Genomic DNA, 24,361 nt, shown 5'->3' on the forward strand with positions numbered 1-24,361 from the left:
ACGAGTGCGGCCGACACTCTTACCCGAACGACGCATGAGTGCGTGCGTCGGTGCTTCGCCCGAATAAGCACCGGCGCAACTCGTGCGCGCCTACGTTGTCCTGGGGGATACGTTTGCTTTCTCGAGCCTCGAAACCGGCCCATCGCACCTCAATCCGTCGTCCGTGGTACCAGCGCATCGGTGTCGCCGCCGCAACGCTGGCGCTTGTGCTCGTCGGCGGAACGCTCACGGCGACTCCGGCATACGCCGCGACCGGTGCGCTCACGATCAACAAGACCGTCGACGGCGCAGACGCGGGAAACTACGTTCCCGGCGACGAGTTCACCTACACGATCACCGTCGGATGCGACGATGCGGACTGCATTGACGCCGAGCTCGTCGACGTGATCCCGGCCGAGCTGGCCGGGTTCGCGATCATCGGCAGCTCGGTGAACCCCCCGTCGCAGCCGGCCGCACTCGAGCTGCGCGGCTGCGACACCGTTGTGACAGAGGACTGCGCGATCGCCGCGAGCTTCCTCGCCCCGCTCGACGCGGGTGGAACGGGCATCCGCGCGGGCGACACCTACCAGGTCACACTCACGCTGAAGGCGCCGCAGGACCTCGCGCCGAGCTGGCCGAGCAACGGCACGCCCGTGACGAACACGGCAGAGGTGACGGCCGAGAACGCCTCGCCGAAGACCGACACGGCGACCGTGACGGTGTCGATCCCCACGGCGATCGACGTCGCCGTCGGCAAGAGCTGGTCCCCCGAGAGTCAGCAGTTCCTCCCCGGCGCCCCGTCGACGATCTCGCTCGACGTGCGGAACACGTCCAATGTCGCGGCCCAGTCTCTCAGCCTGCAGGATCCGACCACCGCAGACGACGGCGCAGCGGACCTTCACGCCTCGAACCCCTTCCGCATCGTCGACTTCACGGGCTTCGGTGCCGTGACGGCGCCTGAGGGCGCAGATCGCGTGACCGTCGACGCATACGTCTACAACGCCGGGTCATGGACCTGGATCACCGGGACCGCCACCGACATCGCCTCGATAGCCCTCCCCGATGGCGTTTCGGCCCCGCTCGTCGGCGGCCTGCGCATCACCTTCTCCGCCGTGGGCGACACGGCGAGCATCGTGCCGGGCGGCACAGCCGGTGCTGTGCAGGTGACCGTGGCGCAGCGCGAGCAGGAGCGCAACACAGAGGCGTCCCTTCTCTCGGGCGCCAGCGTGACGAACGAGGTGACGGGCACCGTCACGGCGCCCGGAGCCGATCCCGTGTCGAAGACGGCATCCGCCCCCTACACGATCGGCGCGCTCGACGTGAAGGTCTCGGCGGGCAAGACCATCACGCCCGCCCGCATTCCCGCGGGCTCGCAGACACAGGCGACCATCACGGGCAAAAACGGCTCGAACGGTCCGCTCGAGTCGTTGACGCTCAGCGACACCGACTACTTCACCGAGAACCTGGCCTTCGGCGGGTTCACCGCACCGATCGGCTACCCCGACGGCGCAACCGGCGCTTCGGTCACCTGGTTCTACAGCGATGACTCCTCGGTCGAGGCCACCCTGGCGAACGGTGAGACCCCGGTTCCCGCCGCTGCGCCGTCCGGCGAGCACCTCACCGGATTCGCCGTGACCTTCACCGGCGAGATCCCTGCGGGCCACACAACATCCATTGCCTTCTCCATCGACGCCGGCGTCGGTTACGTGCCTGACGCCGGCAACAGCCCGGTCGATGCGGACAACACCGTCGTCGTCACGGGTGTCAACTCGGCAGGAGAGGCCACAGCAGACGCCTCGGCTCCGCTCAAGGTGTTCCACCCGAGCATCGACATCAGCATCGAGAAGACCATCTCCCCGGCCGGCCCCGTTATGGCGGGCGGAACAGTCGTCGTCCAGCTGCCGACGACCACGGGGACGGACTCCGCCTACGTCGCTCCGAGCTCGATAGTCGTCGAAGACGTCTGGCGAGACGGCGAAGACAACGACTTCTGGAACGCTTTCAACCTGACGGCGATCGCTCCGACCCAGGTTCTCGCCGGCAGCACGATGACCATCGACGTCTCCACCGACGGCGGCGACACCTGGCACGAGCTGACGGTCATCAGCTCTCCGGACGGCCCGACAGTCTTCTCGGGCGACGTCTCGACGCTCGTCACCGACGCGGGGCTCGGAATCGACGTGACCGACATCACGGGCATCCGCTACACCTTCACCGACCCCAACGGGTTCGCGGCGGGCACCATGGTGAGTCCGAACGCCGTTTTCGAGGCCAGGTCCACGCTGCGTGACGGTGGTGCGCCGACCTCGGTGCCGAACGGTGCTGGTGAGAACAACTCCACCACATACGAGAACCTCGGATCCGCTCAGGCCGAGGGCCTCGTCGAGGGCGGAGCCGTCGTCGAGAGCGATGTCGTCGACGACACCGCCGAGGCGAAGATCATCTCGTACACCGACGATCGCGGCAGTCTTCTCGCGGGCAAGGCGTGGAACAAAGATCTCGTCAGCTCACAGTCGGGCGAGACAGCGAGCACCCGCCTGCGCTGGGGAGTCGCATCGACCGGATACTCCTCCGTCACCATCGCAGACCCCAACGGCGGCGAGAACACTCCGGAAGACACGGTGTTCCAGGCGTTCGACCTGATCGACATCCCCCGCGTCACCTTCGCGCAGGACCCTCTGCTCCGATGGGACACCGTCTCGACGGTCGAGCTCTTCATCGACGGCGCATGGCAGGAGATCACGCCGCCGGGCGGAAGCTGGATGAATGCGGACGGCTTCACCGGATACAAGCCGAGCGCAGAGCAGTCCGCGGCGGCGACCGGCGTGCGCATCACCGTCGTGCCGAACAACGACGCCCGCGCGAACAGCACCGATCCCCTGGCGCCGCCGGTGGACTCCGGCGTTGCGACGAGCGCCACAGACACCCCACGCATCTTCGACCTCACCTGGAAGCTGCGCAACCTCGTGCGTGTGCCGGGGGCGGAGGGCCAGTGGGCATCGGCCACACACGGATACAACGATGAGAACCTGGCCACGGTGTGGAACACCGTCGGCGTCTCCGGCATCCTGAACGGCACCCCCGTCGGGCCACGCGGAGCACGCGACAACATCATGCTCGTCGACCAGCCGCCGGCCGTCTCCGTCACCAAAGATGCGGACAAGACGGTGATCCCCGTGCCGTTCGACGGTGACGTGGCGCCTGCCGACTATCCGACCGTGAACTTCACCATCACCGCAGAGAACGAGTCGTCGTCGCGTGCCTCGTACATCCGGGTGACCGACCCGATGACCTGCACGGACGAGGCGGTGGACGAGTGCAAGAGCGCTGCGAACGCATGGGCCGCCGATCCCTTCGCCGGCGTGGCGTACAACGCGGGCAGCAATCCGTTCGAGCGTCTCAACCTCACGCACATCGCTTTCGACCTCGGCGGCGCCGACGTCAGCGCGGATGCCTCGCAGGTGACCCTGTGGAGGCTCGCCGCAGACGGAACGCTGAGCACCGAGGTGCTCAGCGTCACAACGGCGCAGGCGTTGCAGGCAGCGGCACTGGCCGATGTCGTCGGGGTGAGCGTGCTCTACCAGGGCGCGTCGCCAGAGACGACAGGCGGAACCATCTCGTCTGGCAAGCAGCTCCGGATGACGCTCTCGACCCAGCTTCGCGTCACCGAGCGCAGTGAGCCGGACACCGTCGTCGAACCGTTCACCGTCGACAACTACACCTTCGCGCAAGGATACGACCCGGTGCTGGCCGACGAGGACGAGCCCTACGACGTCGCCTTCGACGGTTTCGAACTCGTCGGCGGACGCCTCGACGTGACCGCTGAGAAGACGATCACACCGAGCTCTCTTCTCGAGAAGGACCGCACGACGCCCGTCGGCGTTGTGCTCAAGGCCACAGACGGCGACGCGACAGTCGCCACCAACCAGGTGGTGATCGAAGACACCGACCAGGACTTCTGGAACAGCTTCGCGCTCACGGCGCTCGGCGAGGTGGCTCTTCCGGCCGGCGCCGACCAGGTGCGCGTCGACGTGCAGACCGAGGGGTCTGACACCTGGCAGGAGGGTGCAACGGGTGCGGCAGCGGCGCTTCCGGAGGTCGGCCTCGACACGGTGACGGGCATCCGCTTCGTCTTCACGCGCGCAGACGGCGGAGTGTTCTCGCACACGGCACCACCGGCCGGCTGGCTGGCGAGCGCGGCGATGACCGTCGGCCTGCGCGACACGCTGCGCGGCACGGATGACCCGATCGTGTTCCCCGGCTCCGTCGACAACGAGATCACCACGATCTCGTCGCGCACCGAAGACCCCGAGCTGTACGGCTCGGCGACAGCAGACGCGGCAGACGACATCCAGCTCGCCACGGGAACCTACCGGATCGACGTCGCGAAAGCGCCATACAACAACGTCCACACGGTCGAGGCCGGCCAGGTTGTTCCGTGGACCCTCGAGTTCACGAACAGCGGGAGCGGTTATCTCACTGTCGACTCCCTCGTCGACCAGCTTCCCGCCCAGCTGACCTGGGACGGCGAAGATCCGACGTATCAGACCTCGGACGGCGGAACGCTGTCGACGGGTGCCGAGGCGGCATATAACGCCGCTGACCGCACCATCGCATTCACGTGGCCAGCTGGAGGGCAGCGGATGGCTCCTGGCGAGACGTTCACGATCACTCTCGGACTGGTTCTCGAGCCGGGCCTGCGCATCGGCGAGCACACGACCAACCAGTTCGTCGTGACCGTGCAGCAGCAGCTCTCGGCGTGCACCAACGAGTCGGGGAACGGCCAGGGTGTTCTGGCCGGCCTCGCGGCGACCGAGTGCGGCACGAGCAACTTCGTTCAGCCGATCCCCGGGGCATCGCTCGCGACCTACAAGGGCGTGAAGGGTGAGGTCGACGGCGATCTCGTCGACGGGGCGGTGAACACCGTGAACCCTGACGGCAGCTGCGTGCAGGACGACGAGGGGTACTACCGTGCACCGTGCGCCGCCTACTCCGTTGTCGGTGCGAGTGACGAGTGGAAGCTGAAGGCCGTCAACAGCGGCACGGAGGACTACACACACCTCACTCTCGTCGAGCCCCTGCCGACGGCGGACGACAAGATGCTTGCAACGGGCAGCGCCCGCGGCTCGACCTACCGTCCCGTCCTCGACGGCGCCTTCGGCCTTCAGATCAGCGGAGCGCCGGAAGGGACAGCCGTGGTCTGGCAGGTCACCACGGATGCCGGTGTCTGCTTCGACGGCGACACCACGATGTGGCCGGACAACCCCGAGTGCTCCGACTCGACCTGGGTCAACAGCGACGAGTACGGCGGCGACTGGGCAGACGTCACAGGCCTGCGTGCGACGTTCGACTTCACCGGAACGCCGAACGGCGTGATGAAGCCGGGTGAGGGTGTGAAGCTGCTCTATCACACGGTCAACCTGCCCGCGACAGCTGAAGACGCGGACCGTGCGCCTGTCGACGTTCCCGTGACCGACGAGTTCGCCTGGAACCAGTTCGGCGCCGTCGCAACGCTCACCACGGGCAAGACCCTGCAGCGCGCGCCGGTGAAAGCCGGTGTGACGCTGCTCGGCGGACCCCTGCAGGTGACGAAGGCGATCGCCGGAGATGCGACCGGATACGCACCCGCCGAGTTCCTCGTCGACGTGGTGTGCACCGTCGCCGGCGCCCCCGTCGCTCTCGGTGACGAGGCCGTTCTCCGGCTCACCGAGGCGAACGATCACACCGCCCGCATCAACGGGATACCCCTCTCGGCAGACTGCACGGTCACCGAGCAGGGTGAGCCGGGCGAGTTCGGCGAGACAAGCCGCACAGGATCCCCGGCAACCGTGTCGATCCTGACCCGGGATGCCGTTGGTCCCGTTGCGGCCGAGCAGAGCGTCACGATCACCAACGTCTACGACTTCGGCGGCCTGAGCGTCACCAAGGCGATAGACACCCGGGCGACCGTCGGCGAGTTCGGACCCTTCGACTTCACCCTCAGCTGCGTCACGGGTCTCGGCGACCCTGTCGCGCTCACACCGGGCGACGCGGCGTTCACCCTCTCGAGCGGACAGACGCACACCGTCACCGACGGCACCATCCCCGTCGGCTCGGAGTGCGAGGTCACCGAGACCGAGACGGACGGCGCCGATTCAGTGGCGTTCACCGGAACAGCTGTCGTCGACGGCGCAGACGCATCCGCCGTTGTGACGGTCGGCCCCGACACGGCTGCCGTGACGGCGACCAACCACTACGAGGCCGGAACCCTCTCCGTTCTCAAGACAGTCGTCGGGGATGGGGCCGAAGGTTATGGCGACGGGCCGTTCACGGCATCCGTCACCTGCACCTACGGTAACCAGGTGCTGTACGAGAACGGCTCGCTCGCGATCGTGCCAGACGAAGCGGTGCTCATCGACGCGGTCTTCCCCGTCGGAACACTCTGCGAGGTCGAAGAGGTTCTCACCGGCGGAGCGAACGAGACCGAGAACCCGGCCGCCGTTGTGATCACCGGGCCAGAGGACGGTCAGGAGATCGGCGCCGTGACGGCGCTCGTCACCAACCACTTCACGGTCGGCTCGCTCGACCTGGTGAAGGAGCGCGTCGGTGACGGTGTCGAGGACTTCGGAGCTGGTCCGTTCCAGATGCAGGTCACCTGCACCTGGGTGAAGGACGGCGAGACCCTCACCGTTCCGATCGCCAACGGCGGTCTCGTCTCGCTCGACGCAGACAACGAATACCGCGCGCGAATCGACGGCATCATCGTCGGCGCCGAGTGCGCGGTCGTCGAGACGGATGCCGGACTGGCGACGGCGAACCGGATGACGCCTGAGAACGGGATCGTCACGATCCTCGACCCGGCCCTCGCAGAGGAACCGGCGACGGTTGTGGTGACGAACCAGTTCGATGTGGGCCAGCTCCAGATCGACAAGACCGTCGATCGCCCCACGGTCTCGGTGGGTGAAGACGTCGTCTACACGGTCACCGTGCGCAACACGGGCCAGATCGACGCGGCCGATCTCACCGTGACGGACCGGCTGCCCGAAGGCGCGACGTTCCTCTCTTCGAACCCGTCCGCTCGGGTCGACGGGCGCACGCTCACCTGGACGATCGACGCACTCGCCGTCGGCGCGCAGGCATCGTTCACCGTCACCGTGAGGTATCACGAGGCCGGTTCGTATGCGAACACCGCGACGGTCTCCAACCCGTCCGGCCCGTGGAAGCCGGTCGACGTCCAGCACGCCTGTGCAGACAACGAGTCTGCCGCGTGCGCGAGTGTCGGTGTGCTCACCCTGGCGATGACAGGTGCGACGAGTATGCTCACCGTTTTCGGCATCGCGTTCGCGGTGCTCGTGATGGGTCTGCTGCTGATGCTGGCTGCCTCGAGGAGGCGCCGCATCGAGCAGTGAGAAACCGCGGCGGAACGACCCCGAAACCGTTTCGCCGCGCCGGCTCCGCCGGCAGGTGGAGATGACCTCGTTCCCCGGAGGCGCATCTCGATATGGAGCGGAGGTCTTCCCCGAGGCCTCCGCTCCACCCTGTTCTGTCGTACGCGAGGTTCTGTCGTATGCGAGCGGCACACCGAGAAAGTCGCGCCACTGCCGTCATGATCCGGCCGGGGGACACTCTCTCAAGATATGCACGAGTCCATTGTCGGTATTCCGATCACCTTCGCCGTGATCACCCTGCTTCTCGGTCTGGTCGGAGCAGGCGCTCGCGCGATCGGCGCTCTTCTCGACAGGAGCGGATCGGGTCATCGCGAGGGGCCGGAGCGACGGCGTCGGGTCGACCGGGAGACATACCCCGACGTGGTGCACCGCGTGCCGGTGCGGTCGTAGACTGAGGCTCTGCGTGCAACTCGGGGGTCCGCCGCGGAATGATGTCAAACGCATCGGTTCGATGCGTCGGCCGGGACGCTCGTCTACGTGTCATCAGAGCGTCGTCGATGGGACGCGAAGGGGTCAGATGAGCAGGTCCGTGTACGGTGCCCCGCGCGTGCCCGCATCCTTCGTCGATCGGCCGGCTCTCAGGGCGCGCATCGACACCGGATCCGCGCTCACGGTCGTGCGGGCGCCGGCCGGATCCGGCAAGACCCTGCTTCTGGCCGACTGGGCGAGATCGCACCGCCCGGATGGCATGGCCGTGTGGATCGGGTGCACACCGGAACGCGCATCGAGGCTCGCCTTCTGGCGGGCGGTCACATCCATCATGACCGACTCCGGGCAGGTGCCTTCTGGCACGATCATGCACACGGCGGCAGACGCCGTCGCCACGACCGACGACCTCTCCTCGCTGCTCGCCCGGTCGTTCACACAGCTTGCCACCGAGGTGGTGCTCGTCATCGACGACGTTCATCTCGTCGATGACGACATCGTCGACGACCTGGTCCGGCTCGTGGCGGATGTCGAGATGGTGCGGGTGGTGGCGAGCACCAGGCTGCGTAACGGTCTGGAGTCGCCGTCGACGCTTCGCACCCTCGATGTGACGGTTGTCGAACCCTCTGAGCTGACGTTCACCCACGAGGTGGTCGCCACGATGCTCCCGGGCGCCGACTCCCCGCAGATCGACGCGGTCATCGACGCAACCGGAGGGCATCCCCTCGCCGTTCACGCCATCGTGCTCGAGCTGGCCGCGGAACCCGCTGCTGTGGCGGAGAGGCTTGTCGAGCGGGCATTCGTCGTCGTCGATGAGAACATCCTTCCGGCCGTCGAGGGGATCGGCGGAGACGAGTTCATGGAGTTCGCCCTGCGCACATCGACAGCAGAAGTCCTCACCGTCGAGCTCGCTCGCGAGCTGTCGGGCAACAGCGACAGCGAACGGATGCTGCGACTCGCCGAAGAGAACGGCATCGGCCTGTGGTCGCGTGTCTCGGCGGGAGAGATCTTCACGTATACCCCCGTCGTCCACGATGTGCTGGTGAGGGAGCGTGACAGGCGTCTCGAGGCCGATGTCGTCGGTCTCAAGAGGACAGTCGTTCGATGGTCTCTCGCCAATGGCCGCCCGCTCACCGCTCTGCGGGCGGCGATCGAGATCCGCGATCATGCCCTGACGGAAGAGGTGATACGACGGGCATGGTGGTCGCTGCTGATGGAGCACGGTGCTGCAGCTCGGGCGGTTCTCACGACGGTGCCGTTGACGCGGCTCAGCCGGATGCCGCTCGCGACGATGGTGCTCGGGCTGAGCTTCAACGCAACCGGAACACACCATAAGAAGGCCATCGAGATGTTCGGCCTCTCGATCGCGTCGTCGCGCGCGGCGACAAAACAGTCCACCGCAGACAAAGCGCTGTTGCGCACCATGGAGGCGGTGTCGCTCAGGGTCATCGGCCGGCACGATCAGGCGCTGAAGTCCGCCAGAGCGGGCTCTCAGGCCGTCGACGATCTGAGTCTCGACCAACGCGATGCGCTCAGAGACCTGTTGCCGACGCTGTATGCACACCTCGGTGTGACGTTCTACCAGCAGGGCGAGATCGACCTGGCCCTCGACAGGCTCGGACACAGCGTTGCGCTCGGCGACACCCTCGACGGGGTGAGAGGACTGCAAGCCCTTTCGCTGATGTCGGGTATTCAGGCTCTCTCTGGCGACATGCCCGAGGCGAGCGCGTTGATCGACGACGCGCGCTCCCGCGAGTGGCCGGACGGCTGGGTCGATTCCTACCTCGGCAGCTTCTATCAGATCGCAGAGGCCACGGCAGCTCTCGAACGTGGCCGGCCCGATGTCGCAGACACGCACCTTCGGCGTCTGGATCGGCATCAGCACACCATCGAACACTGGCCCGTGATCGCGCTTGTGCGGGGACTCACGGATCTTGCGCTCGGAGAACCGGCGCTGGGACTCGAACGGCTTCAATCCGCAAAGCGTTCGCATGCGTCACGGGCCGGTACAACAGGATTTCTCTCGAAGCGCCTGGCAGACGTCGAATCCCTGCTGCAGCTGGCCCTTGGGCATCCTTCGCGTGCGGTTGCCGTGGTGAGCGGCTCGAAGGCCGACGTGTGGTCGGCGCTCGCGCTGGCGCGGGTGGCCGTGGTCACCGGAGACACGGAACAGGCGCTACGTCATCTGAGCCTCGCAGCAGGGCACGGGCTCGGCTCGAGCCGGTCGCGAGCCGAGCACACGGTCCTCGAAGCAGCGGCGCTTTTGCGTGCGGGCAAAGAGGACGCCGCTGTCTCGGCGATTCGCCTGCTCGCTGCCCTGCTCGACGAACGGAATCTGCGGTTGCCGTTGATCGTTCTCCCCGTCGGCGACTTCGAGGCGGTCCTCGCCCTCGCCGACTCCGCCGGGCTCGAGCACGCATCCGGGATCCTGCGCGATACGCCGATTCCCCACCCGTTGCGGTCGCTGAAACCCGTTCCGTCGCTGACAGACAGGGAGCTTGTGGTGCTCCGTGTGCTCGCCCGAGAGGGAAGCGTCCCCGAGATCGCACGCTCTTTGCATGTGTCGCCGAACACGATTAAATCGCAGTTGCGCAGTATCTACCGCAAACTCGATGTCGAGTCTCGAGATCAGGCGCTCGCTGCCTCTCAGACCTTCGGTTTTCTGTAGATCGCCGGTGAACAGATGACACGACAATGCTGATGATGACAACACGAGCCTGCGGTGCAGAACCGCAGAGGAGGGCGACCGCGTGAATCGAGCGCCGAACGGCAGCCTCTCAGACACAGTTTCTGCGAGGGGCGTTCCCCGTCTTCCGTCTGGACTTGCCGAACGCCCTCACCTTCGCCATCGTCTCGACACCGATGCGGGGCTCGTCGTCGTTCGCGGACCTGTCGGAGTGGGCAAAACGGTTCTGCTCGCCCAATGGGCGTTGGCGACCTCGCGCCGGCTTCTCTGGATCTCTGTCGATAAGGAGACCGCGGCCCCTGAGGCGTTCATCGTCGCCGTGCTGCGGCGTTTGAGAGTGGACGGCTTGGCCAGCCCGGATCTGGTCCACACGGCGCTCACCGCTATCAGGAGCGGTGACGGCCGGTGGCGGGTGCTGAGAGACGCCATCGAGGGCGTGTGGCAGCCGGTGACCCTTGTGGTGGACAATGCCGGACACGCGGAACATGAGACACTTCAGGGATTAATCGATCTTGTGCGCGCCGTTCGCTCGCTCCAGGTGATCGCCGCTGAGGATCGCTCGACGGTTCTCGACGAGGAACGGCTCGACCTTATGCTCGATCGCGTGACGGTCACGGGTGCGGATCTGATGTTCACCTCGGACGAGGTGATGGCAGTTCTGGATCTGGACCGATCCGCGGCAGACGAGCTGATCGAGTGGACCGCCGGCTTTCCCGCGGCAGTGCACGGTCTGGTGAGGTCCCAGCGCATCGGTGAGTTCCGCGGCCCGGTTCTCGACGCTGCTGTGGGTGCCGTCGAGGAGTACATATCGGCGAGTATGCGATCGAACTATCTGCACCCTGACGACCTCACTGCCCTCTTGCGCGCGAGCGTCGCAGAAGAGCTCACTCCCGATCTTGCGACCGAGCTGACGGGGCGGGCAGAGATCGCCAGGATCTTGACCGAGGCGGAGCGCGACGGCCTCGGCAGGTGGAGCGGTTCGGGGGGTGGGAGGATCTTCACGTTCGTTCCGCTTGCGCGGCGGCTTCTGCGCCGCGAGCTTGAGCGGCGCCTTCCTGCCGAGGTGCCTGTGAGAACAGCGCTGCTTGCCCGCTGGAACAACCGGAACGGGCATCCTGTTCGAGCCTTGTCTCTTGCCGCCGAGATCGGCGATCTCGGTCTCGCTGACGAGGTGGTCGAGCGGTGGTGGTTCATACTGCTGAGAGAACACGGGTCCGAGGTGCGCGACATCTTGGTCGCCGTCCCGATTACCCAGCTCAAGCCCCACCCCCTGCTCCTGATGATGCTGGCGCTCTGTTTCAACGCGAGGGGGATCCGGCGAGCGAGGGCCCTCCAGCTGTTCTCAATGGCTGTCTCGGCGTTCCGTGCCGGGAAGGTCGACGTCACCCCCGTTCAGCGGATCCTCCTCAGCGCGGGCGAGAGCGCGGCTCTCAGAGTGACGGGGCGTCTCGACAAAGCGGTGTCGCCCGCCGAAGACGCGTTCAGGCTGCTGAACGGGCTGGAGCCGGACGAGAGGGAGGTTCTCGCTCTTCAGCTCCCGCACCTCTACGCTCAGATCGGCATCAGCCTGTATTACGGCGGGCAGATCGACCACGCGATCGAGGCCCTCGTCATCGGCCTGGCAGAGGCCGATTCGAGGCAGCTCGATCCTCCATTTCACTGTCTGTCATTGCTCGCCGGAATCCACGCGATGCAGGGTGACATCCCCGAGGCTCGCCGTTATGTCGAAAGCGTGCGCGCCGGTGACTGGCCGCCCGACTTCGTGGCCGGTTACTATGGCACGTTCTATCACGCCGCAGAGACGATCCTCGCGATCGAGCAGGCAGACCTGGATCGCGCCGTGGCTCACGTGCAGAGCTTTGGCGCTGAGCGGGAGACGAGTGAGCATTGGCCGCTCATCGCACGCCTCGAGGCCCTCGTCGATCTGCTTCGTGGAGAACCGGCCCATGCTCTCGCCCGTCTCGATTCGTATGCCGAGTCGCGAAGCCGAATCGGTGAGAACGGCGTTGCTCGCAGAGAACTCAATTCGATGCGCGCGTTGCTCCGTGCTGCGATGGGAGATCCCGGTGCCGCTGAGTCCATCTTGAGACACGATGCCTCGCTTCGTGCTGCTCAGACCGTCGTCGGGCGTGCGCGGGTGGCGCTCATCATGGGACTGCCCAGGGATGCTCTGCGGATGTTGCACGACGATCTTCTCGACGGTGCTTCGGCACGGACGAGGGCGGAGGCAGCGGTGATCAAGGTCGCCGCCGTCCTCCGGACGGGCGCAGAGAAACAGGCGGAGCCCGCTTTCGCGAGCATGTGCGCACTGCTGAGGGAGCATGAGCTTGTGATGCCTCTGATGCTGGTGACGCAGAGAGATCTTGCTGAGATTCGCGAGATGGGATTGAGAGCGGGTGAGGATGATCTGGTTCGCCGAGCGAGCGTTCGTCCCGTACTCGTCGATCGTCCGCAGGTGTCGCTCACGGATCGTGAGCGTGTTGTGCTCGAGGCTTTGATGCGCACGGCTTCGGCGACGCGGATGGCCGAGGAGCTCTTCGTCTCGGCGAACACGGTCAAGAGCCAGCTGCGCAGCATCTACCGAAAACTGGGAGCGACCACCCGAGAGGAGGCCATCACCGCGGCGATCGCCCGGCAGCTCGTTCCTCCTGTCGACTGAGTCCTGCCCGGAGCTCCCTCCGTCGGTGTCGAGCAAACTGCGGTGGTCGAGCTTGTCGAGACCCTCGTGATCGCGCCCGCCATCGGTGGTCGAGCCTGTCGAGACCCTCGGTGGTCGAGCAGTCTGCGAGGAACGAGCGATTGTGTCGAGACCTCCCATGGGTCAGCCGGTGATCTGTCCGGTGCCGGCGAGGGGGTCTGGTGTCGGTGTTTCAGATGGTGTTTTCGGGGTGGGTGGTGTGGTGCCGTCCGGCTGGTGAAATCCACTCGAGGATACCTCCCGGTCGCTGAGAGACTCGCCAGGTGGTGGAGTGTTTCAGCATGTGATGTTTCGGGCAGAGGTGTGCGAGGTTCGTCAGCTCGGTTGTTCCGCCGTATTGCCAGTCCAGGGTGTGGTCGAGATCGGACCGGGCCGCTGCTCGTCCGCATCCGGGAAAGCGGCAGGTTCCGTCGCGAACCCGCAACGCTCGTCGCAGGTCTGCCGGGACGGTGTAGGAGTCTCGGCCTACGGAGAGCACAGCCCCGGTCTCGGGGTGAGCGAGGATTCTCGTGAAGCTGGGCGCTTCCGCGCACAGTTCACGTGCGGTATCTGGATCGATGGGCCCGTAGCCGTCGAGCTGGGCCGGTTCGTCGCTGAGGCCGAGAAGGCTCAGCACGGGGACGGTGACGTGCACGGTGGGCCGGATGCCTGCGAACCGTGAACCGCCGGCCCGATCGTCGCGGGTTCTGGGGGACGAATCCGAACCCGGGCTCCTGCCCGCCGGATCTGTGTTCGTCGCCGGGTCTTTTTTCGCTTCTGGTGATCGGTCGGGGTGGCGCGCGTGTTCCGCAGCACCGTTGGCCCCAGTGTCCCCAGTGCCGGTGGTTCTGGCCTCTGTATGTGCTTCCCCGATGAGTGCATCGCAGAGCACGTCTGCGCGGAGTTGGGTCAGAGTGCGTGGCTCGTCCGGGCCCTGCAATCCGGTCGCCGCGTCGTTGATCCGGGAATAGGCCGCCGACAGAACAGGGGCTTCCCCATAGAGATGGAGCCAGCCCATCCCGTCGTGTGCCGGCTCGAAGGTCACTGAGCGGTCGGTTGCGGCGTGGGCGCGGCGCACTTCGATGGACTCGGGGTGGACTCGTTCCCGGATCCGGCGTGCTTTCTGCCGCAACCGGGCGGCGGTCGACGTGCTCGCGTCGGGAAGGACGGCTTCTTCGAACGCGTCGAGCACGGCGGAGTCTCGTTCGAGACGGTCCCAGGTCTGGTCGGATGTCTCGTCGGGCCGGGCTTGTTCTCTCAAGCTGGATGCCTGGTCTGCGATGACTTGTGCGTGCCGGTATGAGATCGTGCCCTCATTCAGTGCGCGGAGGGTGCCGGGCAGGGGCCCGCAGAGCAGTTCGCTCTCTGCCACGAGGCTCTCGGCTGCGGGTTCAGACACGTGTAGTGCGGCCGCGAGCTCCGTCACGAGTGCGAGACGGGCCAATGCGGCCCGTCTTCCGTTGCTTCGCTCCGTGTAGCCCAGCACAGTGGACTCTGCGTATTTCTCGGACGCGTGCCGAGTCTGGTCGATGAGGATCGCACGTCTTGCGTGCAGACGGGCGATCTCGGCCTCGACCTCGACGACAGCGCCGACCCGCTCGGCGAGCTCGGCGTCTGCTCGATCCCGACCGGTGAGCGCGAGTGCAAGCGCATCCGCGCGCCGCGCTACGGCAGGAGACCCTGCGTCGTCTCGCTCGTTCGTCGTCATACCCGACAGTCAATCAGTGACCACCGACATCCACTCAACGTCGTCCGCGGACCCTGGAATCACCGAGGCTCCACCAAAGACACCATCCGAGCCCGGAAACGCTACATCGCCCGAGAAGTATTCACCGCCCTCAAAACCGACCTCCTCATCACTTGACATCTCTAGGACTATCCACCGCGGGCGTCTGGGATCGACGCACGAGGGTCTCGACAGGCTCGACCACCAGTAGGGCTCGACACTGCGCCGGTGATTGAGCAGGCCCGACAGAGCGAAGCGACGCCGGACCGTGTCGAAACCCCCTCATCGTCGATGGGATCGACCGACGAGGGTCTCGACGGGCTCGACCACCGCGGGGTGGGCTCGCCCGACGGGAAGTCTCGACAAGCTCGACCACCGGACGCTTGCTCGACTCGGCCCGAGGGTGAAACTGAGGGTGAAACCTCGCAATCCCCTGTGTATTTACTGGTAGACAACCTAACGGTGTGTGTTTCGGAACTACGCAGCACCACGCACAGCAATGCGTTACACAACAGTTAAATGGGGGGCTCCGTGAGTCGTATGGCTTGGTTCAGAGAACGTGTGACGATGGGCGGGTTCGCAAGACGGGGCAATGGTCTCGCCGTGCGCCCGAGGAAGCTTCCTGCCACGGTCGCCATCGCCACTCTGGTCGCGGGGCTGTTCACCGTCGGCGCCACGGTGGCGTTCGATGAGGGAACACCGGCCTCTGCCGCTACGAGCCCATCACAGGTGTTCATGACGGCTGTCGGCCCCAACACCACGACGTCGGGCGACACGATGAACGCCCAGTTCGGTACCAGCGGGGTGACCGCATCCATCACCGCGACCGTCAGCGGCACGAGCACCGGCTTCCTAGGCATGCCGGGCAGCGGGGGAACGATCACCAGCGCAGCCGGGAGCACCAACGTCGCGACGTACCTCGAGCCAGACGCACCGGCTGCCTCCGCCAGTGTCACACAGGCCCTCTCCCAGGGGCACACGATCACTCAGACGATCACGCTCGACAAGCCGGTGCTTGCACCGATGCTGCACGTTGTGAACCTCGACGGCAGTTACGTAGAGGTCACGGGGACCACCACGACAGGCGATCCGATCACGCTCACCCCGGTCGTGAAGAACAACGCGCTGGAGATCACCGGAAACAGGCTCAACAGCACTCCCGCCCAGTCATCCGCGGCTGGGTGCCAGACCAACGCAGGAGCGAACCCCACCGCCGGCTGCGGTTCGATCCGCCTCGGTGGGACGAGCGGTCTCATCCAGTCCTTCACCCTTACCAACGTCGGGTCGATCAGCGGCGATTCGTGGGCTTACACCCTGTCGTTCCCGACGTTGCCGCTGACCAAGGAGTTCTCGCCGACGCAGATCCCGGTGGGCGGCACCAGCCAGCTGACCTTCTCCCTCACGAACCCGAATGACTCGGCTCAGCCCGACATGTCGCAGCTGTCGTTCGCCGACAGCCTGCCGACCGGGGTCACCCTCGCCGACGGCACCGTCACCGACAACGGCAGCTGCGGCACGCCGGCGGTTACCGCGCCCGGAGGTGCCGCGCTCGCGGCCGGTGGCACCGAGATCAGCGCCGCCGACGTCAGCGTCGCCGTCGGCGCGACCTGCACGGTGACGGTCAACGTCACCTCAGACACCGTCGGCTCTTACACCAACGACAACGACAACCTCAGTTCCGGTGTCGCGAACCTGATCCCGGATGCCGACACCACCCTCGAGGTCGTCGACGGGCCGGTTCAGTGTGGGCCAGGCGGAACGTTGGTTCCTGTCGATCTCATCCAGAACCCCAGCTTCGAGAGCCGGACCGGGAACTTCTCTAACTCGGTGGCGAACTCGATCAACTACGCCACCGGATGGTACGACAGCCACCCCACCGGCGGTCAGTACCACGTCTTCTCCCCGACCTTCGACTCTGGCCCTGCCGCTGCGGTGATGCCGATCAGGGCCGGCGCGGAGGGATACGGATTCATGGGTGGACACTCCTCCACGCCCGATACGGGCGAGGGAGCGACGAACACCCTGATCGCTCCGCTCAACCCGCTGTCGACGTACGTCGGCTACTTCTCGATGGCCGCGGGCGGCTACAGTCGCCAGGGCAACGGCTATATGCAGTTCTACGGCGTCAACGACCCGGCCATCGGCAGCGTCCCCACCACGACGACGGTGCCGCCGACGGCAGCCAACAGCGAACTGCTCTTCACCACTCCCGTTGTGGATTTCCCTGGGGTCGGCGTCACTCCGCAGTGGGAACAGATCCCGTTCACGCTGAACGCCGGCCAGGCGTGGCCGTATCTACGGGTCGAGGTTCGTAACGAAACTCCGGCCAACAATGCGACGGCCGCCGGTCAGGTGTGGATGAACTTCGACGACTTCCACCTGTTCGAGTGTGAGTTCGATGTCGACCTCGGCGATGCGCCTAACTCCTATGGCACCGATCTGGCGAGCGACGGCCCGCGGCACAACATTGTGCCGGGGATCAATCTCGGAACGGAAATTGATGGCGAGACCGACGGTCAGCCGAACGCCGCTGCCACCGGTGACGACGACAACAACGTTGCCGACGAGGACGGTGTGACGTTCAACCCGTCGTTGAGCTACCCGAACCCGACGATTCGGACGGGCACGGACCCGAACTCGCAGCAGCCGATCTCGAACACTCTCGAGCTCGAGGCATCCGCCGACGGTTTCGCCAGCGTATGGGTGGACTGGAACCAGGACGGTGACTTCTTGGATGCCGGTGAGCAGGTCGCGAACGCTCAGGCGGTGACCGCGGGCAGCAACGATGTGACCTTCACTCAGGGCACGAACCCGGCCGGCATCGAGTCGTATGTGCGTGTGCGCTACAGCACGGACGCGGCGTCGATCGCGGCACCGACCGGCGCCGCGCCCGATGGCGAGGTCGAGGACTACCGGGTGCTCTTCGAGCGCCTGGTTCAGCCTGACACCTGCACGGTGAGCGGCACCGAGTACTACGCCTTCACGTTCGCTGCTCCGGTCGACCGGCAGGGCAACGGTGGGGTCGGTTCGACGGCTCGTTACGAGAACGTGACGGTGATCGATGGTGTCGCTGTCGATATGGTGGTCGAGGTCACCGCGGGGACGTTGAGCTCAACGGGCTTCTTCTTCGCAGGAGGCGACGATCCGGCGTGGAATGTCAACGCGAACGGCACCGTCCGGTATAGCTTCTACGAGGCGGGGACAACCACCCCGGTCGACATCAATGCGGTGTTCACCGTGAACGACATGGACGGCACGCCCGATACCACGGACGAGGTCAGCACGTGGGACGCGGATGATCTGGCGGCCTATGCCATCACGCAGGGAAGCCGCGTCGTGATCGCCGAATCCGGTGGCTCTGTGACGTTCACCGGCCACGGGCTCAACAATGGTGACCCGGTGAGTCGGTTCCAGGTCGTGCTCGAGGGCAAGAGCACGTTCGAAGTGAAGTGGCAGGGGTCGAGCAACGCGGGCTTCAGCTTCGACGGGGACGGCGACATCGGCATCCAGCCGCCCGCCTGCCAGGACTTCGGTGACGCACCGGACACGTATGGAACAGACCTGGGGAACAACGGTCCGAACCACACGATCGTTCCGGGTCTGATGATCGGGTCTCTGATCGACTTCGACCCCGACGGCCAGCCGAGCCCTGGTGCAGACGGCGACGACACGAACAGGATCGACGACGAGGATGCCTTCACGGAGCCGATCATCCTGAACCCGGGTGTGACGGAGGCGACTCTGACGGTTCCGGTGACGAACAGTACGGGTGCAGCGGCGACGCTGTACGGCTGGATCGACTCGAACAACAACGGCCGCTTCGAGGCATCCGAGTTCACCTCGGTGCCGGTGCCCGTCGGTGCGACGAGCGTCGATCTGGCATTCGCGGGCATCCCCGCGACGACCGACGGCACGAGCCCCGCCGTCCGGTTGCGGTTGACGACCGATGCGCTGGCCGACAATGCGGGCACGATCGGCGTGGATGAGCGTTCTTTGGGTGCTGCGACGAACGGTGAGGTGGAGGATCACCTCGCCCAGATCGCGACACGGGTCCCGATCTCGTGTGTTGACCCGTTTGTGGAGACCTTCGGGGCGGGCACGGGCTATGGGCCGCCGCTCCCAGCGGGTCAGACGACCTACCAGTACCGGGGATCCGGTGTCGTCAACGACGGCATGTATGGACTGGTGTCGAATCTGCCGGGCAACGCAGGCAGCTGGTGGCACACCGGAGGTGACCACACTCCGGATGATTCCGATGGCCGGTTGATGTTGATCAACGCCAGCTACACGGAAGGCATCTTCTTCCAGCGCACGTTCACCCAGTTGGTGCCGGGAGCCGATTATGACTTCTCGGCGTGGATCACGAATGCGAACGCCAGCAACTCTCCGATCCTGCCCAACGTCGCGTTCCGCGTGGTCGACCCGGCGACCGGAACCGTGCTGGCGCAGGGCGAGACCGGTGACATCTCGAACAAGTCGTCGCTGGTCTGGGAGCGTCACGGCCTGCAGTTCACCGCGACCCAGTCGACAGTGCGGTTGGAGCTGGCGAACAACGGTCCGGGCGGAACCGGCAACGACCTCGCCATCGATGACATCAGCTTCTCGCCGGTGTGCGAGTTCGGCGACGCGCCTGACTCGTACGGCACGCTGATCTCCAATGACGGCGCCGGTCACATCGCGACAGGTCCCACACTCGGCACTGAGCGCGACACCGAGGCGAATGGCCAGCCCAACGCAACCGCAGACGGCGACGACACGGTGGGAACACCGGACGACGAGGACGGCGTTGCCGCTCCGATTGCGATCTCGGTCGGCGCCGAGGGTGCAGTGACGGTCAGGGCGACGAACGACACCGATGAGGACGTCACGCTTGCGGGCTGGATCGACCTCAACGGCGACGGCGTCTTCGACACAGCGGAGCGTGTTGTGGTGACGGTGCCGGCGAACTCGCCGGCCGCCGACTACCAGCTCGACTTCCCGGTGCTGGCGACGACGGCGGACACCTATGCCCGTTTCCGCATCTACGGCGAGGTCGTCGCCGACCCGCAGCCGACGGGCACCGCGGCGGCGGGAGAGGTCGAGGACTACCTGGTCACGGTGTTGCAGCCGGGTCTCGAGATCGAGAAGACCTCGAACGCGACTGAGGACACCCGCCCCGGTGACGACGTGACCTACACGGTGACGGCGACGAACTCGGGTGCCGGCGACTACACGGCGGCGAATCCCGCTGTTGTGCTCGACGACCTGAGCGGTGTGCTCGACGACGGCGTCTATAACAACGATGCGCAGGCATCCGACGGGTCGACGCCGAGCTATGCGTCGCCCCTGATCAGCTGGTCAGGTCCGCTCGCCTCAGGCGATGTCGTGACCATCGAGTACACGGTGACGATCGCCGGTGGCGGCGACGGTGTTGTGCGGAACGTGGCGTTCGCGCCGGGCTGCGTCCCCGCCGATCCGGATTGCGTCACAACCACTCCCGAGTGCGATCCGCCGACGGGCGGCACCGACCCGACCACGGGCATCCCGTGCGCCGAGAGCGAGCTGCTGCTGCCGAAACTGACCCACACGAAGGTCGCGAACACAACCGAGCTGCCGGTCGACGGCGGCGAGGTGGAGTACACGATCACGGTGACCAACGCCGGTCCGGGTGTCTTCACAGACGCGAAGCCCGGCTCGATCTCGGACGACCTGTCCGGTGTGCTGGATGACGGCACGGTGACGGGTGGCCCGTCGGCGGATGTCGGCACGGCTACTTTCGATGCGACCGGTGAGTCGATCGCGTGGGAGGGTGCACTCGGTGTCGGCGAGGTCGCGACGATCACTTACACGGTGACCTACGACTCGTCGACGGGTGACAACAGCCTGGTGAACGTCGCATGTCTTCCCGTGGAGCTGGCGCAGAATCCGGCGGATCCGTGCCGGTCGGTGCAGATCCCCGGTTCAGACCTGCAGGACCGCAAGAGTGTGAACCCGGCCTCGGGCACCTCGGTGGTCGCGGGCCAGGAGGTGACCTACACGCTGTACTTCGAGAACACGGGCCAGGCGGACGCCACTGTCGACACGTTCGACGATCTGTCGAACGTGCTCGACGACGCGGTGCTGACGGGTGGCCCGACGACCTCGGACCCGGCGCTCACGGCGACTCTGAACGGTAACCAGATCGGCATCACGGGCACTGTTCCCGTCAACACGATCTACACGGTGACCTACACGGTGACGGTGAACGCGTTCGACCAGCAGGGCGACCATATTCTGGGCAACGTGCTCGGCGGGGACGAGGGATGCCCTGCCGACGATCCGACGTGTCGCACCGAGAACCCGATCCGTCATCTGACGGTGACGAAGACTTCGGATGCCGCGGCGAACGTCAAGGCTGGCGACACCGTGGAGTACACGGTGACGGTGAAGAACGACGGTAAGGGCGACTACACCGATCAGGAGCCGGCGGTTGCTCGGGACGACCTGACCGATGTGATCGACGACGCCACCTACAACGGTGACGCGGATGCCTCGGCTGGGACGGTGTCGTACACCGCGCCGATCCTGACCTGGACGGGTGCCCTGGCATCTGGCGACACGGAGACCTTCACCTACACGGTGACGGTGACGAACGCCGGTGACCATGTGCTGGAGAACACGGCGGGTCCGGTGTGTGCCGATCCCGAGATCTGTGACCCTCCGGTCGTGGTGACAACGCCGCTGCCGCACGTTGTGCCGGCGAAGTCGTCGGCACCCGCCTCGGGTGAGGGTGTCAACGCGGGCGACGTGGTGACCTACACGCTGACCTGGACGAACGACGGTGAAGCCGCCGGTGTTGTGGATGCGACGGACGACCTGTCCGACGTGCTCGACGACGGCGACGTCACGGCGGAGCCCGCCGTGGTGCCGGTGAACCCGGCGATCACGGTGCTGCGCACCGGTGATCAGATCCGGGTGACCGGTCCGATCGGGATCGGCGAGGTCGTCACCGTGACCTATGAGGTGACGATCAGGCCGGATGGAGAGCGTGGCAACAACGTTGCGAAGAACGTCCTCACACCCGACATCCCGCCCTATGTGTGTGAGGACGGCGATGTCGACTGCGAGGAGTTCCCGCCGCCGGTGACCGAGCATCCGATCGGTGAGCTCGAGAAGTCGAAGACGTCGAACCCGGCGTCTGGCACCTCGGTGGTCGCCGGTCAGGACGTGACCTACACCCTGACGTTCAAGAACGTCGGCAAGGCGCCGGTGGATGTCGACACGTTCGACGACCTGTCTGGTGTGCTTGACGACGCGGCGCTGACGGGCGGCCCGACGAGGTCGGATGCCGTTCTGACGCCGACGCTGAACGGCACGCAGATCGACATCGACGGCACGATCCCGCTGAACGGTGTTGTGACGGTGACCTACACGGTGACGGTGAACGAATATGCCCAGCAGGGTGACCACGTTCTCGGCAACGTGCTCGGTGAGGACTGTGCCGAGGACGACGACACCTGTCGCACCGAGAACCCGATCCGTCATCTGACGGTGACGAAGACTTCGGATGCCGCGGCGAACGTCAAGGCTGGCGACACCGTGGAGTACACGGTGACGGTGAAGAACGACGGTAAGGGCGACTACACCGATCAGGAGCCGGCGGTTGCTCGGGACGACCTGACCGATGTGATCGACGACGCCACCTACAACGGTGACGCGGATGCCTCGGCTGGGACGGTGTCGTACACCGCGCCGATCCTGACCTGGACGGGTGCCCTGGCATCTGGCGACACGGAGACCTTCACCTACACGGTGACGGTGACGAACGCCGGTAACCATGTGCTGGAGAACACGGCGGGTCCGGTGTGTGCCGATCCCGAGATCTGTGACCCTCCGGTCGTGGTGACAACGCCCCTGCCGCACGTCGTCCCGGGCAAGTCGTCCGAACCGGCATCCGGCGAGGAACTGCAGGCCGGCGACGTGGTGACCTACACGCTGACCTGGACGAACGACGGTGAAGCCGCCGGTGTTGTGGATGCGACGGACGATCTGTCCGACATCCTCGACGACGGCACGGTCAGCTCCGAGCCGGTGCCCTCCGATCCCGCGGTGACCGTGGTGCGGAACGGCGACGAGATCAGGATCACGGGCCCGATCCAGAAGGATCAGACCATCACGGTGACCTACCAGGTGACCATCAACCCGGACGGCGATCGCGGCAACAACATCGCCCGGAACGTGCTGACCCCAGACGTTCCGCCGGAGGTGTGTGCCGACGGGGATGCCGACTGCGAGGAGTTCCCGCCGCCGGTGACCGAGCATCCGCTCGGGGAGCTCGACGACTGGAAGACCGTCGATCCGGCTTCGGGTGGCACGGTTCGGCCGGGTCAGGAGGTGACGTACACACTGCACTTCCAGAACACCGGAAAGGCGGATGTGGACGTGAACCGCGACGACGTGCTGACGAAGGTCCTGGACGACGCGACGATCACCACGATGCCGGCGAGCTCCGATTCTGCGCTCACGGTATCGGCTCTGAACGGTGACCGGTTCACGGTCACCGGCACGCTGATCCCTGGCCAGGTCGTCACGGTGACCTACACGGTGACGGTGAACCCTGACGGCGCTCGCGGCGACGACCGGCTCGGCAACGTGCTGGTTCCGAACGGTGAGGTGCCGCCGGAGGAGTGTGTGCCGACCGACGAGGAGCGCCCGGACTGCACGGTGAACCACGTGTCGAACGTGGTGCCGTCGAAGTCCGCGAACCCGGCATCGGGTGCGAAGGTCGCGCAGGGTGAGCAGGTGACCTACACACTCACGTTCGAGAACGTGTCGACGAACCCGGACGCTGCGCCTGCGCCGATCGACTACACCGACCACATGGCCGGTGTGCTCGACGACGCGACGATCACCAGTGGCCCGACCTCGTCAGACGCGTCGGTGACGGTCGCCACCGAGGGTGACACCATCCGGGTGACCGGGGCTGTGGCATCCGGTGAGAAGGTCACGGTCACCTACACGGTGACGGTGAAGGCGTATGACCGGCAGGGTGACCATCACCTGGGCAACGTGATCGCGGTGACCGGTGAAGAGCCGATCTGCGCGCCGGACACCCAGCTGTGCACCTCGCACGAGCTGACACCGCCGCCGCCGGGTCTCTCGGTGACCGGTGGCGACATCGCCTGGGCCGCGCTGGTCGGCGCCCTCGCTCTGCTCGTCCTTGGCGGGGGAGCGGTGATGATCACCCGCAGGCGTCGTGAGACGGCGAACGCGGCAGGTGTCGATGTGGACGAGAGCGACCGGATGCTCTGAGACCTCCGGTCTAGCCGCTGTGCCCCGTCAACCCCCGGCGGGGCACAGCCGGCGATCGCCTCTCACCGGTAGTCGAGCACCTTGTGCCTCGGTGGTCGGGCCTGTCGAGACCTTCCGCGGGTCGAGCATCCTCGGTGGTCGAGCCTGTCGAGACCTTCCGCGGGTCGAGC

Annotated in this window: 6 protein-coding genes; 5 read left to right on the forward strand and 1 reads right to left on the reverse strand. The window is 66.0% G+C overall.

Features of this window, described 5'->3' with window-relative positions; all coding sequences use genetic code 11:
• The first annotated feature begins 113 nt into the window (after window positions 1-113).
• From ACYVF5_RS16195 to ACYVF5_RS16210, 4 genes are all read left to right on the forward strand, one after another.
• Window positions 114-7,367 (forward strand): DUF5979 domain-containing protein, encoded by a 7,254-nt coding sequence (locus tag ACYVF5_RS16195; RefSeq protein WP_460948290.1) that lies wholly within the window; start codon window positions 114-116, stop codon window positions 7,365-7,367.
• Window positions 7,368-7,595: 228 nt separating this feature from the next.
• Window positions 7,596-7,796, forward strand: coding sequence for a hypothetical protein (locus ACYVF5_RS16200; RefSeq protein ID WP_460948292.1), 201 nt, complete (start codon window positions 7,596-7,598; stop codon window positions 7,794-7,796).
• 127 nt (window positions 7,797-7,923) lie between these two features.
• A complete protein-coding gene (locus ACYVF5_RS16205) occupies window positions 7,924-10,500 on the forward strand; it encodes a helix-turn-helix transcriptional regulator (RefSeq protein WP_460948294.1) in 2,577 nt (858 codons plus the stop codon).
• Window positions 10,501-10,582: 82 nt separating this feature from the next.
• The gene (locus tag ACYVF5_RS16210) at window positions 10,583-13,177 is read left to right on the forward strand and encodes a LuxR C-terminal-related transcriptional regulator (protein WP_460948296.1); all 2,595 of its coding nucleotides are present in this window, start codon (window positions 10,583-10,585) and stop codon (window positions 13,175-13,177) included.
• Between the two features lie 211 nt (window positions 13,178-13,388).
• Here ACYVF5_RS16210 and ACYVF5_RS16215 read toward each other — a convergent pair whose 3' ends face one another.
• The gene (locus ACYVF5_RS16215; RefSeq protein ID WP_460948298.1) at window positions 13,389-14,903 is read right to left on the reverse strand and encodes an HNH endonuclease signature motif containing protein; all 1,515 of its coding nucleotides are present in this window, start codon (window positions 14,901-14,903) and stop codon (window positions 13,389-13,391) included.
• Between the two features lie 621 nt (window positions 14,904-15,524).
• Here ACYVF5_RS16215 and ACYVF5_RS16220 point away from each other — a divergent pair.
• Window positions 15,525-24,191, forward strand: coding sequence for a DUF7927 domain-containing protein (locus ACYVF5_RS16220; protein WP_460948300.1), 8,667 nt, complete (start codon window positions 15,525-15,527; stop codon window positions 24,189-24,191).
• The last annotated feature ends 170 nt before the right edge of the window (window positions 24,192-24,361 follow it).

It is taken from the genome of Okibacterium endophyticum (genome assembly GCF_054780075.1).